Source organism: Paenibacillus sp. 37 (assembly GCF_008386395.1).
GTDB classification, from domain to species: Bacteria; Bacillota; Bacilli; order Paenibacillales; family Paenibacillaceae; genus Paenibacillus; species Paenibacillus amylolyticus_B.
In genome coordinates, this window is record NZ_CP043761.1 from 4,988,499 (window position 1) to 5,003,077 (window position 14,579).

Genomic DNA, 14,579 nt, shown 5'->3' on the forward strand with positions numbered 1-14,579 from the left:
CGAATCGATCTTCCGATCGCTGTTATCCCCAGATTTTTTTGATTCCCTTTCTTAAAGGGAAGATCCGGAGACAAAGGCGCACCCTTCGCTTCTTCAGATTCGATTTCGTCCCCTCCACTACACTTGCACGAAGCACCTTATCTTTCGAATTGGGATGGCGCAATTAGGTGGCGCTACGGCGACGAATTGTTCCTCTGATCGCTGTTATCCCCAGATTTTTTTGATTCCCTTTCTTAAAGGGAAAATCCGGGGATAAAGGCGAGCGCTTCGCTTCTTCGGTAACAATTTCGTCTTCTTCGCTACGTTTGCACGAATCACCGTATCTTTCGAATTGGGGTGCGGCAATTGAAATACTTGAATTGTGGGAGGCTGGCTTCCTCTGATTTCCTATAGGCTTGTCATGGTTGTCATTTCTTACTCATAGGATGAGTTAAGGAACCCGGACGGAAGGAATGATGTTTCTATGTTTAGAGATGTTATATTGCCCCTACTTTATGGGCTTATTATCTTTTTTGGTGGCATGAAGCTGATGGAAACGGCCTTGCAGCGCATGGCTGGGCCCATGTTGGAAAGTTGGCTCAATCGGGCCACCTCTGCTCCATGGAAAGGCATGGCCTTCAGTGCAGGTGCAACGGCTCTGTTACAGAGCAGTACTGCAGTCACCGTACTCACCATTGGACTGGCTAATGCCAGATTAATTACCTATGGGCGGACACTCGGCATCATCCTCGGCACCAACATCGGGACATGCCTGACAACGGAGCTGGTGGGACTGCAGATCGGGCGAGCTTCCCTGCCATTGCTTGTCCTGTCGCTGACGGGCTGGGCCATGTTTGTTGTACTTGGTGAACGCAATCTGACCGCTCCTGAACGTACGCGCCAGACTCTGTTTAACATCCAGTACAGCTTCCTCTCAGCTGCGGGATTTGCACTTGTTATGACAGGCATTCAGGTGATGCAATCCATTGCCTTACCCTTGCGGAGCATGGGCGTATTTCAATGGTTTCTCGACCGCTCGGCCGACAGCTTGTGGTGGGGCTTCCTGGCAGGTGCCTGTTTGACAGCGCTCATTCACAGCAGCGCTGCTGTCATTAGCATGGCGATTACGCTCGCAGCCACAGGGGTATTACCTGTGGAAATCGGCATCGCCATTGTGATCGGGTCCAATGTGGGGACCTGCATCACCGCTGTGATCGCTGCCGCGGGTGGAGCATCCGCAGGCAAGTTTGTCGCAGCCTCCCATGTTGTATTAAACATTGCGGGAGCACTGCTCTTTATGCCGCTGATCGGCCAGCTGCATGCAGCTTCGGCCTGGCTGTCAGCGGACAACGGGGCACAGATTGCGCATGCCCAGACCCTTTTTAACATCACCAGTTCACTGCTTGCTTTACCGTTCTGTTACTTGCCCATCTGGCACAAAAAACCACCGGTCCACGCCCCCGCGGCGAAGTCACCCGTGGCTTGATGATCTGCCTATCAGACCCACAAAGCGCGAGGGCTAACTGACTCGAACCAGAACTATAATGCGTTATACGTTAATGCCTAACTTGTTCAGGGCTACACGCAAGATATCATCGTTATTATCATATCCGCTCTGCTGCTGTAAGGACCATGCTTCTTCCGGAGCATACCAATCCACACCCTTGATTTCTTCAATCTGAGGCTGTAGATCACCACTCTTGGCTTCAACGAGATAATAATGGACTTCCTTGTCCACCGGGCCAAAATCTGCATGTTGGTACGTGTAAGCAATGATGTCAACCGGTTCTACAATGCGACCCACCATACCTGTCTCTTCCAAAATCTCGCGCAGTGCCGTCTGTTCGATTGTTTCTCCCTCTTCCATTTTACCCTTGGCGAGAGTTGTTTTACCGTAACGATCTACGATAAGCTGAATTTGAAGACGTCCGTCTTCCCCTGTTCTATAAACAACTCCGCCTGCTGAAATTTCTTTTTTGTTCATCGTGCTCTCCCCCATCAACTTCGATATCTTTATCTTATTTTTTGCAAAAGAAGGACCTCATCTCCCCGGGTAAGCTCCCCAAGGAAATGAAATCCTTGTTTCTGACGCCTCGATCACATCGCGGCGGACTTAAGATTCTCTTCCAATACACGTACCAGCGTAGCCTGACTCTCGTTGACGCCGGCTTCAACCACTTTGACTCGGCACACTTTACCGACCATATCCATCGTTCCGTCAAAGACCAGTTGAATGTAGTTGTCGCTATAACCGTGCAGTTTGCCACTTCCCTCGCGGCCTTTGGCTTCACCTTCGGGAATAACATCCAGTACCTGTCCGACAAACTGCTCAGCATACTCCAGCTGCATCTGCTCAGACAAGTCAATCAGTTCATGCACACGTGCATTTTTGACCTCTTCGTCCACCTGATCTTCCATTCGTGCTGCTGGCGTACCCGTACGCTTGGAATAAGGGAATACGTGCATTTCGGAAAAACCGATCTTCCGCATCAACTCATAGCCATTACGGTACATCTCATCCGTCTCACCCGGAAATCCAACAATGATGTCTGTTGTAATCGCTACATCCGGCATTGCTTCCCGAATGCGAAGCATCTTGTTGTAAAACTCTTCTGTCGTATATTTACGGCGCATGCGTTTCAACACCGTATCATCACCCGCTTGCAGCGGAATATGGAAGTGACGAACCAGTTTGTCTGAACGTTTGATCACGTCAAGCATGCGGTCATCAATCTGGCTGGCTTCAATCGAGCTGATTCGAATACGCTCCAAACCCTCCACCTTATCCAAATCCCACAACAGATCGGTCAGATCATAGTTCTCCATGTCATCCCCATATCCACCTGTATGAATACCAGTGAGAACAATCTCCTTGTATCCGGCGTGTACGAGTTGATGCGCCTGTTGAATAATGCTATTCGCCTCACGACTGCGTGAGAGACCACGAGACCACGGAATGATGCAGAACGTGCAAAAGTTATTGCATCCATCCTGAATTTTCAGGAAAGCTCGGGTACGATCAGCAAAATCAGGTACATCCATTTCTTCAAACACACGAGTTTTCATAATATTACGTACCGCGTTAACGGGTTGACGCGACTCCTGAATTTCATTAACATATGGCAAAATCTTGTCACGGTCCTGTGTACCGATAACCAGATCCACCCCTGGGATGTCCAGAATCTCTGCCGGAGAAGTCTGCGCGTAGCAGCCTGTAACGGCCACAATCGCCTCCGGGTTGCGCCGGATGGCACGACGAATAATTTGACGGCTCTTTTTGTCGCCGGTATTGGTTACTGTACAAGTATTAATCAAGTATACATCCGCTGTCTGTTCATCAAAGTCCACTTGATCGTAACCTTCGTTTTTGAACAATTGCCAAATCGCCTCTGTATCATAGAAATTAACTTTGCAGCCTAAGGTGTAAAACGCCACGGATGGCATAATTACATTCCTCCCATTTCTCCGGATTCATATAACACGCAAGTTAGTGCTGCCATTCCAGCTGTCTCAGCACGCAAAATGCGTTTGCCCAGTCCAACAGATACAGCACCTGCCTGATCAGCCTCTGCCGTCTCCTTCTCAGAAAATCCACCTTCCGGTCCAACAACGATCAGTACTTCTACACTTGCCTCAGGTGCAAGCTGCTCAACAAACGGTTTCAATGCATCTCTCAGCTGTTTACCGTTTTCTTTCTCATAACAATAACATACCAGACTGTAGCCCTCAAAAGAAGATAACAGCCCTTTCCAGGAAAGCGGCTGCTCGACGGAAGGAATGCGATTCCGGTGACTCTGTTCGGCAGCTTCCTTGGCAATTTTCCGCCAGCGCTCCAACCGTTTGCCTTCTTTCTTGGCGTCATATTGCACAATCGTACGTTCTGATAGGAAGGGTACAAATGATACCGCCCCAATCTCTGTACATCTCTGGATCACTGTTTCCATCTTGTCGCCCTTGGGCAAACTCTGTGCCACAGTTACACGAATCCGTGCTTCATGGTCCATCTCGAGAGGTTCCACAATATTCGCTGTCACTTGGCCAACTTCAATGGTCTCAATTTCCACGAGTGCTTCTCTGGAGTTTCCGTCACTGACAATCAGTTTATCTCCAGGTTTACCACGCATGACCTTGCCGATATGGCGTGCATCATCACCTGTGATGATCACAGCGTGTTCATTAAACTGTTCTGCAGATACAAAATATCGCTGCATTAGTCAATCCACCCATTCTGTCCTGTTATGACTGGAATTCACCCTGCCTAATGACAAGCGTGAATCCAATCGCCACAGATGATCATACAACTTTTACGTGTTTCTGACCAGTATTCCGGTCCAATACAAGATGCGCTTTTAGCGATATAGTTCAATAACCAGCTTTGCCAAGTCCACATACATTGTTTGCGCAAACCCATACAAAGGTTGAATCGTCACATTTTGCAACGGAGGTATAACAAGAATCAATAGGAAGATAAAAATGGACCATTGCTCCACCCCTTGTAGCTTGCGGCTGATTGCAGGTGGCACTAAATCTTCCAGAATCCGATAACCATCCAGAGGTGGCAACGGAATCAAGTTAAACAGGAACAGGAAAAAGTTGGTTAAGTTAAAGATAGCGAAGAACGTCGTGATTGCTGTCAGCAACCGTTCATTATCAATGCCGCCGAGTGCTCCCGAACCAACCAGTGAAGCATAGATGATTGTACCAATGATCGCCAGCAACAGATTACTCAGAGGCCCTGCTGCGGATACAATGATGCCCATCAACCTTGGCTTGTCGAAGTTAGCCCGATTAACTGGAACCGGACGCGCCCAACCAAAGCCAGCAATAATGAGCAACAGCACACCAAATAAGTCAAAGTGTACAACCGGATTCAGTGTGACCCGACCCAACAGCTTGGCTGTTGGATCACCAAATTTGTTGGCAAAATACGCATGCGAGAATTCATGCACCGTAAATGCGATCAGAATGGTCAGCAGGAAAAACGGAAGCTGATCGATCGGATAACGAAAGAACGAATTCCAAAAGTCCATACGTTACCCCTTTCTGGCTACAAACGCGAGCCAATCCTCATCACGGTGGATGGCACTTACTTCAAACCCGGAGGCTACCAGAGCATCGTGTACAACCTGCTCTTTGTTCTTCCAAATGCCAGATACAATATAGGTACCACCCGACTCAAGTGCATTGTACACATCGTCCACGAACAACAAAATGATCTCAGCTAGAATGTTCGCCACCACAACCTTAACCGGTAATTGCACACCAAGCGCAGGGTCTTGACTCCCAAGGACGGACAACAGATCACTTTCTTTAACCGTAATTTGTTGCTCCAGCCCGTTCAGTTCCACATTCTCTCTGGCACTGATTACCGCAACCGGATCAAGATCGAGCGCCAGCACATGTTTTGCCCCGAGTTTAATCGCGCCTATAGCCAAGATGCCAGAACCTGTACCTACGTCAATGACTTCCTCACCGCCCTGAATAACCGTTTCCAGTGTGCGCAAGCAGAGGGAGGTCGTTGGGTGTGTTCCTGTACCAAAAGCCATGCCGGGATCAAGCTCAATGATTTTCTCATCCGAACTTTCTGGCGTATACTCTTCCCACGTTGGTTTAATCGTGAGACGTTCCGATACACGTACCGGCTTAAAATATTGCTTCCAGGCTGTTGCCCAGTCATTTTCATCCACTGTACGCGTCTCATAACGAACCTCACCTGTATCAATTCCGAATTCAGAGAGTTCCTCAACTCTAGGATTAACTTCTGACTGTAGTGCAACCATATCCGTACCTTCGGAGAAGTAGCCTTTGATGACCGCAAAGCCTTCCGGAATATCATTCAAAGGAACGTCGTATAACTCACCATATGTCGTGTCCCGTTTTTTATTTAAAGTACCGGACTCTTCAATCGAAACCCCTCCAGCACCCGCTTCATGTAAAAAATTCGAAATCATCTCCACAGCTTCTTCTGTGGTATGTATTGTTAGTTCATGCCATAACATACTTGGTTTTTCCTCCTCATTTTTCAAACATCCCAACTATTGTACTACACAAGCTAGCCGGAGCACAAAGCCGCACCAGTAAAAGAAAAACAAAACAGGATATCCGCAGCCTGACTGCTCGAATATCCTGTCATCTATTCATACATATCTGTTTCATTTACTTCAGCATTTTGCAACATTCGAATCTCACTTAGCAAAAACGTCCACCATTCTGCGTGATCATCTCTGCGGCTTGCGGGAGCGAATCGTTGGATACGGACACGGTAAGCAAAATTTCCTGTTTTAGCCTGTTTGCCGAATCCTCTTCGGGTGTATCATACACCTGACCATTGGACAACATTTCCGTGTCATCACTAATCAGGGCAAGTACATTCAATTCGCCACTAAATCCTCCGACGACGGCTGTAGGAGAATTATCGAAGCCCTTAACATCGTTTGAATCCAATGCAGACGATTCATTGCCAAGACTCTCTATACTCAATTGGTTTGGGTGCAACAATTCCAGGGCTCTGCGTGCAGACTCGGCCTCAGTCCAGCTTGTAAAAACAGCTTCGAGGGTCACTGCCGAGCGATCTTCAGTCATGAAGCTCCCGTCCCTGACGTCGATCAGCCGCTTCACTGCGGCGTAATGCTTCGATATCTTCATGATCCGCAGCTTCAGCGCTGAATTCCACGTCCTCATTTTTTGCGGATTGCATACGTTTCATCTTTTCCGTTTTCGTTAAAATCTTGCCTGGACGTTCATGTTCTGCCATTGTAATGCTCCTCCTTCAAATTGTATAAGTTCAACTAAATCATATTTACACTGACACTCCGATGACAGAACAACCTTCCGATCGCTGTTATCCCCAGATTTTTTTAATTCCCTTCTTCCAAAGGAAAAATCCGGGGATAGCGTATGCTTCCGAAGTAGCTTTCTTGCGAAAGCTTTTAGGCGAACGCTTCGCTTCTCCAGTTTTTTCTATCCTCTCCGTTATTGTGTAAATGTTTAGATTGAATCTTATATTGTGATCTAAATATGGATTTCTTGAAACTAGATCATTCCACCGGCTTGTTCGATTATAGACATGGCGCGGTGATGTACCGATTCATCTACGATGACCGTTAGTAATACATCCCTTCCCGTAGGTCCACCCTGTCCACCATCACTCATGCCGCTTGCAGAAGGGTCCGCCGCAGCCATGATTCCAGCACTGGCATTTGTTTGCATCGAATCGGGCACCCATGATGAAAAACTGCCGGAAACGCCCGGCTTGTAGGAAGCCCCGCTTGGTCCTACACCCGCATAACGGCTGAATCGATTAATGGACAGGTCCTCCACTCGCAACGCCTCCAGTTTTTTGGCTGCCCCTTGGGCCTGCTCCGGGCTGTGAAAGTACGCCAAAATATTTTTCTCGGTCATCCGCTTCACCTGCTTCCCTAATTTCTCGTATATCAGCTATGCATATCACTCTCGCCATGCTATCTTTCCGCAAGTCCGCGCAGAATATACCGAAATGCTCCCACAAATTGCTTTCGTTCTTCGTAGCATATATCCATGGACTTTGCCAAAACCAATGAACCACTAAAAAAAGACGTACAAAAAAGGACACCCTGCGGTAAAAAACGCTGTGGTGTCCTTTTGGACTTGCTATATGTTATTCTCAGTCGCCGCGGAAGGCGCGTTTCACTCGATCAAAGAAAGATTGTTCATGCTCATGTGTTTGCTCTCCATCCAGCGCAGCAATTTGGCGAAGCAGATCTTTCTGCTCGTCATTCAGCTTACTAGGTGTAACCACAACCACTTTCACATGTTGATCCCCTTGACCCATACCGCGCAGGCGTGGTACGCCTTTGCCTTTGAGACGGAAATACGTTCCCGTTTGTGTACCGGCTGGTACTTTCAACTTCACTTTCTCGGTCAACGTCGGGATCTCAACCTCATCTCCCAGAGCTGCCTGAGCAAAGGTAAGTGGGATTTCGCAATAAATATCGTCGCCTTCACGCTCGAAGAAATCATGTGTCTTCACGCGAATGACAATATACAGATCTCCGGCTGGTCCGCCACGCAGGCCTCCCTCGCCCTCACCTGTCATACGCAGTTGCGCGCCGTCATCTACACCCGCTGGAATGCGAACATGGATTTTGCGTTGCTTGCGGACTTTACCGCTACCACTGCACGTCGTACATTTTTCTTTGATAATCTGGCCCGAACCACTACAGTTCGAACATGCACGACGATTAACCATACGACCAAACGGTGTATTTTGCACGACTTCCTGCTGACCGCTACCTTGGCAGACCGAGCAGGTTTCCGGTTTCGTTCCAGGTTTGGCACCTGAGCCATGACAGGTATCACAGCCTTCGGTACGCGGAATCGTAATATCGGTTTCTTTACCAAATACGGCTTCCTTGAACTCGATGGTCATTGTGTACTGCAGATCATTTCCCCGTTGCGGAGCATTAGGATCACGTCGTCCACCGCCACCGCCGCCAAAGAACATGTCGAAGATGTCGCCAAATCCGCCACCGCCAAAATCACCGCCACCACCGAATCCACCTTGATTCGGATCGACATGACCATATTGATCATATTGTGCACGCTTCTGACCGTCACTCACTACGTCGTAAGCTTCTTTAACTTCTTTAAATTTAGCTTCCGCATCAGCAGCCTTGTTTACGTCAGGGTGATACTGACGGGCAAGCTTACGGTAAGCCTTTTTAATCTCATCGTCGTTAGCCGTTTTACTAACGCCAAGCACCTCATAATAATCACGCTTTTCAGCCACTCTTCCACCCCCATATCATTCACCTTATCGCACATCGTGACAAAAGGAAAGCCAAAGCGCGGGAGCCCCGGCTATGACTTTCCCTCTAATTCGAACGTCACCGATGTTTAATTCGCGTAGAACTACGAATTAGTTTTGTTTTTTATCTTCATCCACAACTTCGTAATCAGCGTCTACGACGTTGTCACGTTTTGCGGAACCTTGTTGCTCTTCAGCACCTTGCGCTTCTTGCTCTTGCGCCTGAGCCTGCTCATACAGTTTCACGGACAGTTGTTGAACGATCTCTGTCAGTTCTTCTGTAGCAGCTTTGATATCTTCCAGGTTGTCGGATGCCAGAACGCCTTGCAGTTTTTCTTTGGCAGCATTCGCTTTTTCAACTTCGCCAGCATCAGCTTTTTCGCCAAGATCTTTAATCGTTTTGTCAACAGAGTAGATCAATTGATCTGCACTGTTTTTCGCTTCAACGAGTTCTCTGCGTTTTTTATCTTCTTCAGCGTGCAACTCAGCATCTTTCATCATTTGCTCAACTTCAGCATCGCTCAAACCGCTGGAAGAAGTAATTGTGATTTTTTGAGTTTTGTTCGTACCTTTATCCGTTGCAGATACGTTAACGATACCGTTGGCATCAATATCGAAGCTAACTTCGATCTGTGGAACGCCACGTGGAGCTGGTGGAATATCACCCAACATGAAACGTCCAAGCGATTTGTTACCCGCTGCCATCTCACGCTCACCTTGCAGAACATGAATCTCAACACTTGGTTGATTGTCTGCATAAGTGGAGAACACTTGAGATTTGCTTGTAGGAATCGTAGTGTTACGCTCGATCATTTTAGTGAATACGCCACCCGCTGTTTCGATACCCAGGGACAATGGCGTTACGTCGAGCAATACAACGTCTTTCACGTCACCTGTCAGTACGCCCGCTTGTACAGCAGCACCCAAAGCTACAACTTCATCCGGGTTAACGCCTTTGTGTGGCTCTTTACCCGTCAGTTTTTTGATAGCTTCTTGTACTGCTGGAATACGTGTCGAACCACCAACCAATACGATCTTGTCGATATCGTTAGGCGTCATACCCGCATCACTCAATGCACGACGAGTTGGTTCAAGCGTACGCTCAACCAGACCTGCAGAGATTTCTTCAAATTTCGCACGGCTCAGGTTCAACTCCAAATGTTGTGGAACGCCATCAGCAACTGTGATGAACGGCAAGGAGATCGTTGTAGTCAATACGCCGGAAAGTTCTTTTTTCGCTTTTTCCGCTGCATCTTTCAAACGTTGAACCGCTGCCTTATCTTTACTCAAGTCAATGCCTTGATCTTTTTTGAATTCACTTACGAGGTAATCAATGATTACTTGGTCAAAGTCATCCCCGCCTAGTTTGTTGTCCCCGCTAGTTGCTTTAACTTCGAAGAAGCCATCACCCAGTTCAAGAATGGATACGTCGAACGTACCGCCACCCAGGTCATATACGAGGATCGTTTGGTCTTCGGATTTCTCCATACCGTATGCCAAAGCTGCTGCTGTCGGCTCGTTGACGATACGCAGAACTTCCAAACCTGCAATTTTACCAGCATCTTTAGTCGCTTGACGCTGACTGTCATTGAAGTAAGCTGGTACAGTGATAACTGCTTGAGTTACCGTTTGACCCAGATAAGCTTCAGCATCAGTTTTCAATTTTTGCAGAATGATTGCAGAGATCTCTTGTGCGGAGTAGTCTTTGCTATCGATTGTTTCCTTGTGGGAAGTACCCATGTGACGTTTGATCGACATGATGGTACGATCCGGATTGGTGATCGCTTGACGTTTTGCTGTTTCACCTACAACGCGCTCTCCATCTTTTTTGAAACCGACTACGGATGGAGTTGTACGTGCGCCCTCCGGATTTGGAATTACGACAGCCTCGCCGCCTTCCATTACTGCTACGCATGAGTTTGTTGTTCCTAAGTCAATACCAATTACTTTGCTCATCCGAAAATTTCCTCCCTCAACAATTTAAAATGAATGGGTCTGATCTGACCCTTATTTAGATGTTCATGTTGCTAATCGTGCTCTATGTGTACAAACCTTTATATTAAACTTCGCCCACATTGTTCAACTATGGAGCCGACTCATTCCTTCCTATAAGGAATTTATGAGCTGACTTTAACCATAGCTGGACGAAGCACTTTATCTTTCAGCATGTAGCCTTTTTGGACTTCCTCAACGACGATACCTTCTTCGTACTCGTCGCTCTCCACTTGCATAATGGCTTGGTGGAATTCAGGATTGAACGGTTGTCCAACCGATTCCATAGCCGTCAGACCTTCATTATTCATCACGGTTTCCAATTGACGGAAAATCATTTGGATGCCCTTGGAGAAAGATTCGACCTCTGCTCCTTCCGGTACAGTAGCCATGGCGCGCTCGAAGTTATCAATAACCGGTACCAGTTCGGTGACCAGCTTCATCGAAGCGTATTTAGCCAATTCTTCTTTTTCCTTCTGAGTACGACGACGGAAGTTATCAAAATCAGCCTGTGCACGGACATAACGCTGTTGTTGCTCCTCAGCTTCTGCCTTCAGACGCGCAAGCTCATCCTGCTCCTGATCAGCCATCTCTTCAGCTTGTGCTTCTGCAGCGCCAGCTTCATTAATAGGTTCCTGCTCAGCTGCTGTTACCTCTTGTTCTTCTGTAAATGATTGCTCCTCTTTCAAGATGTTCACCTCCTTATACGAATGAAATGGTTCATTCCCGAATCTTATTTGAAACGATGTGTCAGCATCGCCGTCAAGTCACGGGATAGTGTATTTAGAATATGAATGACACGTGCATAATCCATCCGCGTGGGTCCTAGAATACCGATCGAACCCAAAGCCTCACCGTCCAATGAATAGGAAGCTGTAATCAGGCTGCAGTTGGCAAAGGCTTCATGATCATTCTCAGTGCCGATTCGCACTTGAATACCAGATCCACCCGGCACGGGCATCATCAATTTCATGAGTGTTGGTGTCTCTTCCAGCAGGTCAAGAATATCTTTTACCTTTTCGATATCTTTAAACTCCGGTTGAGTCAACATATTGGTGGCACCACTGAGGAACAGACGATTATCATGTTCGTTATCAAAGGCACTGTTCAGCACCTGCATAACTTCCTCATAACGTGTAATATGCCGTTCCATCTCTTGCCCAAGTTCGGTATAAAGACGGGATTTCAATTTGTAGATGGGTACGCCCACAAGCTTGGTATTTAACAAGCGAACCACATTTTCCATCTCGGCTACCGAGATTTCTGGTGGAATCTGAACCGTCTTGTTCTCCACTTGACCTGTATTGGTCACGATGATTGCCACAGCTTCACTCTCGTTCAGCGGAAGCAATTGAAAGTGACGTAAGGACGTATGGAATACTTCCGGTCCAAGCAGGATCGAAGTATAATTCGTCATATGTGACAAAATATTGGATGCATGCTGAATAACTTGCTCCATGACGTTCAACTTTTCAGCGAAGAACGACTTCAGATCATCCAACTCCTGAGGCTCCACTTGATTCCAAGGAACCAAATGATCGACATAATATCGATAGCCTTTATGGGATGGAATGCGTCCAGCCGATGTATGCGGCTGTTCCAGAAAGCCCATATCTTCAAGGTCCGCCATTTCATTACGGATCGTCGCCGGACTGTATCCAACATCTCCCCTTTTGGAAATGCTCCGGGACCCTACGGGCTCAGCTGAACGGATATAGTCATCCACTATAGCGTTCAGAATCATTCGTTGACGCTCTGTTAACATGGTGAGTATTCCCTCCTTCTGACTGTACTGTCCCATGTCGTTAGCACTCCGGTTAGATGAGTGCTAAGCGGTAATACAAAAATACCAAACTGACGTGAACATTGTCAAGTGAGTTTGATGAGTGGGCTCATCTATTTATAGTATAGACCAATGTCGACGAGTCCTAACAACTTTATTGAACATACTTTGAAGTAAAAAAGGACTGCATGTAGGGCAGAGGCTGACTCGGCTCGATCCATGCAGTCCATTCAGTTATTAGGCTGAAACGTTAAGCTCTTTTAATACCGCGATCTCGTCACAACAATCCTGCTTGCTGCAATGAACACAGTCAGTCCATACTTTCTCGGGGAAAATCTCTTTTTCCACCACGGCAAAGCCGTTTTTGAGGAAGAAGGATACTTCATATGTCAACGCCATCACCTTAGGAATCTGTTGTTTCTCTGCTTCTTCTACCAGTCGGTCCAGCAATCGGGAGCCAATACCGAGCCCTTTGTGTCCTTCCGAGATACCGAGTGACCTGACTTCCACCAAATCATTCCCCAGACGACAAAGTGATCCGCAACCCACCACTTCACCATCAACTTCGGCTACAACAAAGTGCTCCAGCTGTCGGTGCAGTATTTCCCGTGATCGCGGAAGCATGATCCCACGCTCTGCATAGCCCTTAATCATTTCATACAGTGGTTCAACATCTTCCGGCACAGCTTTTCTGCATATTACCGACATCCTGCTCTCCTCCTATTACCAAGCTTTCCAGAGGAAAGCTGACTTCGTAGTTGTTAAATTAACACGCTCTGTAAAATCAATATGAATAAATATACAACAGAGCGTATAGAATTTCAAGCTATGAATTCAGCGATATGGACCCGATAAACTCCGCAAAAACGTCATTTCCGAACAGGATACCCTGCTCGCTCAGTCGGAAGCCGTCTGCCGTCCGCTCAAGCAACCCTGCGTTCAACATTTTGCCCAAAGGCTTCGCAAACACTTCTTCCATGGACTCTCCGAACTGTTCGCTAAAGCGTGAGGCCGAAGCTCCCTCCAACATTCGCAGTCCAACCATCAGATAATCTTCCATAGCTTCCGGGCGAGCAATCTCAAAATGATCCAGACGAGGCAGCCCTGCACGTGAAGCTTCAACATAAGGATTTATACCTTTAATATTCATATGCCGTTCGCGGCCCACATATCCATGTGCACCTGCACCCAGACCGTAGTAGTCCTCATTACGCCAGTAGGTAATATTGTGACGACTCTCAAAGCCCGGCTTGGCAAAGTTACTGATCTCGTATTGTCCATAACCTGCTTCTTTCATACTTCTCATTAATAGAAGATACATCTCCAGTTCATCATCTTCATGAGGAAGTGGTAACTGGTTCTTCTGATACAGTGTATGGAAAAGGGTATTCTCTTCCACTTTCAGGCTGTAAATGGAGTAATGCGGCAGATCCAGTTCCAGCGCTTTGTCGATACTTTCATTCAACATCTCTACAGTCTGGTTCGGCAACCCGAACATCAGGTCAATGGACAGATTAGTCAGTCCCGCTTTTCGAGCGTTCTCCAGACTCCGATATACATCATCCGTATTATGAATACGGCCAATGCCTGTCAGCAGATCATTCTGAAAAGCCTGCACGCCAAAGCTGACACGGTTGACGCCGCCTTCTTTCATTGCAGCGAGTTTCTCCGCATCTGTTGTTCCCGGGTTGGCTTCCATCGAAAATTCAATATCGTCCGCCCAATTGGGGAAATACGTCTTCACGGAACGAAGAAATACGGCCATCTCATCCGGTTTCAAAGCCGTTGGCGTACCCCCACCTACAAATATGGTCTTGATCTCACCCGGTGGATTGGCCTTGACTGTATGTTCCATCTCCCGTTCCAGCGCTTCGAGATATTGCATCACGGGCTGATCTTTCAGAACGTAGGAGTTAAAGTCGCAATAAAAACATTTATTCGTGCAAAAGGGAATGTGAAGATACACCGCTTGGGGCGCACCTGTCTTCCGGCTGTGTGCTGCCAATGTCATGGCAAGTCCCCCTCTATTTGAAAAAAGGA

The 14,579-nt window shown here is 47.3% G+C and carries 15 protein-coding genes; 1 reads left to right on the forward strand and 14 read right to left on the reverse strand.

Annotated elements, in window-relative coordinates:
• Positions 1-463: 463 nt before the first annotated feature.
• Positions 464-1,465, forward strand: a complete 1,002-nt coding sequence (locus F0220_RS21465; protein ID WP_105599743.1) for a Na/Pi cotransporter family protein — start codon at positions 464-466, stop codon at positions 1,463-1,465.
• Between the two features lie 63 nt (positions 1,466-1,528).
• Here the strand turns inward: F0220_RS21465 and F0220_RS21470 are convergent, their stop codons facing one another.
• The 14 genes from F0220_RS21470 to hemW form a co-directional block, all read right to left on the reverse strand.
• Positions 1,529-1,963, reverse strand: a complete 435-nt coding sequence (locus tag F0220_RS21470) for an NUDIX hydrolase (RefSeq protein ID WP_105599745.1) — start codon at positions 1,961-1,963, stop codon at positions 1,529-1,531.
• 113 nt (positions 1,964-2,076) lie between these two features.
• Positions 2,077-3,423, reverse strand: a complete 1,347-nt coding sequence (gene mtaB / locus F0220_RS21475) for a tRNA (N(6)-L-threonylcarbamoyladenosine(37)-C(2))-methylthiotransferase MtaB (RefSeq protein WP_047843791.1) — start codon at positions 3,421-3,423, stop codon at positions 2,077-2,079.
• Between the two features lie 2 nt (positions 3,424-3,425).
• Positions 3,426-4,190, reverse strand: a complete 765-nt coding sequence (locus F0220_RS21480) for an RsmE family RNA methyltransferase (RefSeq protein ID WP_105599747.1) — start codon at positions 4,188-4,190, stop codon at positions 3,426-3,428.
• A gap of 138 nt (positions 4,191-4,328) precedes the next feature.
• Positions 4,329-5,009 carry a site-2 protease family protein gene (locus F0220_RS21485; RefSeq protein ID WP_105599748.1) on the reverse strand — a complete coding sequence of 227 codons (681 nt, stop codon included), beginning with the start codon at positions 5,007-5,009 and terminating at the stop codon, positions 4,329-4,331.
• Between the two features lie 3 nt (positions 5,010-5,012).
• A complete protein-coding gene (prmA, locus tag F0220_RS21490) occupies positions 5,013-5,978 on the reverse strand; it encodes a 50S ribosomal protein L11 methyltransferase (protein WP_105599750.1) in 966 nt (321 codons plus the stop codon).
• A gap of 190 nt (positions 5,979-6,168) precedes the next feature.
• Positions 6,169-6,561: a hypothetical protein gene (locus tag F0220_RS21495; protein ID WP_105599752.1), complete on the reverse strand. Its 393-nt coding sequence runs from the start codon at positions 6,559-6,561 to the stop codon at positions 6,169-6,171.
• Positions 6,554-6,733 (reverse strand): YfhD family protein, encoded by a 180-nt coding sequence (locus F0220_RS21500; protein ID WP_017687220.1) that lies wholly within the window; start codon positions 6,731-6,733, stop codon positions 6,554-6,556. Before F0220_RS21500 ends, F0220_RS21495 begins: the two co-directional genes overlap by 8 nt.
• A gap of 278 nt (positions 6,734-7,011) precedes the next feature.
• Positions 7,012-7,380, reverse strand: coding sequence for a hypothetical protein (locus F0220_RS21505; RefSeq protein WP_017687219.1), 369 nt, complete (start codon positions 7,378-7,380; stop codon positions 7,012-7,014).
• Between the two features lie 241 nt (positions 7,381-7,621).
• Positions 7,622-8,746, reverse strand: a complete 1,125-nt coding sequence (gene dnaJ, locus F0220_RS21510) for a molecular chaperone DnaJ (protein ID WP_091013948.1) — start codon at positions 8,744-8,746, stop codon at positions 7,622-7,624.
• Positions 8,747-8,875: 129 nt separating this feature from the next.
• Entirely contained in the window at positions 8,876-10,720 is a 1,845-nt protein-coding gene (gene dnaK / locus F0220_RS21515; RefSeq protein WP_105599753.1) for a molecular chaperone DnaK, read from the reverse strand.
• A 161-nt stretch (positions 10,721-10,881) separates the two neighbouring features.
• Positions 10,882-11,445, reverse strand: a complete 564-nt coding sequence (gene grpE, locus F0220_RS21520) for a nucleotide exchange factor GrpE (protein ID WP_076211668.1) — start codon at positions 11,443-11,445, stop codon at positions 10,882-10,884.
• A gap of 44 nt (positions 11,446-11,489) precedes the next feature.
• The gene (gene hrcA, locus F0220_RS21525; RefSeq protein ID WP_036615092.1) at positions 11,490-12,521 is read right to left on the reverse strand and encodes a heat-inducible transcriptional repressor HrcA; all 1,032 of its coding nucleotides are present in this window, start codon (positions 12,519-12,521) and stop codon (positions 11,490-11,492) included.
• A gap of 255 nt (positions 12,522-12,776) precedes the next feature.
• Complete coding sequence (locus F0220_RS21530) at positions 12,777-13,247, reverse strand: N-acetyltransferase (RefSeq protein WP_017687214.1); 471 nt, start codon at positions 13,245-13,247, stop codon at positions 12,777-12,779.
• 118 nt (positions 13,248-13,365) lie between these two features.
• Positions 13,366-14,550, reverse strand: coding sequence for a radical SAM family heme chaperone HemW (hemW, locus tag F0220_RS21535; RefSeq protein ID WP_105599755.1), 1,185 nt, complete (start codon positions 14,548-14,550; stop codon positions 13,366-13,368).
• Positions 14,551-14,579 lie beyond the last annotated feature (29 nt).

Excerpts from the sequence above, each read along its gene's own strand:
- dnaK (WP_105599753.1), bottom strand. The coding sequence starts at position 10,720 with ATGAGCAAAGTAATTGGTATTGACTTAGGAACAACAAACTCATGCGTA.
- F0220_RS21465 (WP_105599743.1), top strand. The coding sequence starts at position 464 with ATGTTTAGAGATGTTATATTGCCCCTACTTTATGGGCTTATTATCTTT.
- F0220_RS21495 (WP_105599752.1), bottom strand. The coding sequence starts at position 6,561 with ATGACTGAAGATCGCTCGGCAGTGACCCTCGAAGCTGTTTTTACAAGC.
- F0220_RS21470 (WP_105599745.1), bottom strand. The coding sequence starts at position 1,963 with ATGAACAAAAAAGAAATTTCAGCAGGCGGAGTTGTTTATAGAACAGGG.
- mtaB (WP_047843791.1), bottom strand. The coding sequence starts at position 3,423 with ATGCCATCCGTGGCGTTTTACACCTTAGGCTGCAAAGTTAATTTCTAT.
- F0220_RS21480 (WP_105599747.1), bottom strand. The coding sequence starts at position 4,190 with ATGCAGCGATATTTTGTATCTGCAGAACAGTTTAATGAACACGCTGTG.
- hemW (WP_105599755.1), bottom strand. The coding sequence starts at position 14,550 with ATGACATTGGCAGCACACAGCCGGAAGACAGGTGCGCCCCAAGCGGTG.
- F0220_RS21505 (WP_017687219.1), bottom strand. The coding sequence starts at position 7,380 with ATGACCGAGAAAAATATTTTGGCGTACTTTCACAGCCCGGAGCAGGCC.
- prmA (WP_105599750.1), bottom strand. The coding sequence starts at position 5,978 with ATGTTATGGCATGAACTAACAATACATACCACAGAAGAAGCTGTGGAG.
- hrcA (WP_036615092.1), bottom strand. The coding sequence starts at position 12,521 with ATGTTAACAGAGCGTCAACGAATGATTCTGAACGCTATAGTGGATGAC.
- F0220_RS21485 (WP_105599748.1), bottom strand. The coding sequence starts at position 5,009 with ATGGACTTTTGGAATTCGTTCTTTCGTTATCCGATCGATCAGCTTCCG.
- F0220_RS21530 (WP_017687214.1), bottom strand. The coding sequence starts at position 13,247 with ATGTCGGTAATATGCAGAAAAGCTGTGCCGGAAGATGTTGAACCACTG.
- F0220_RS21500 (WP_017687220.1), bottom strand. The coding sequence starts at position 6,733 with ATGGCAGAACATGAACGTCCAGGCAAGATTTTAACGAAAACGGAAAAG.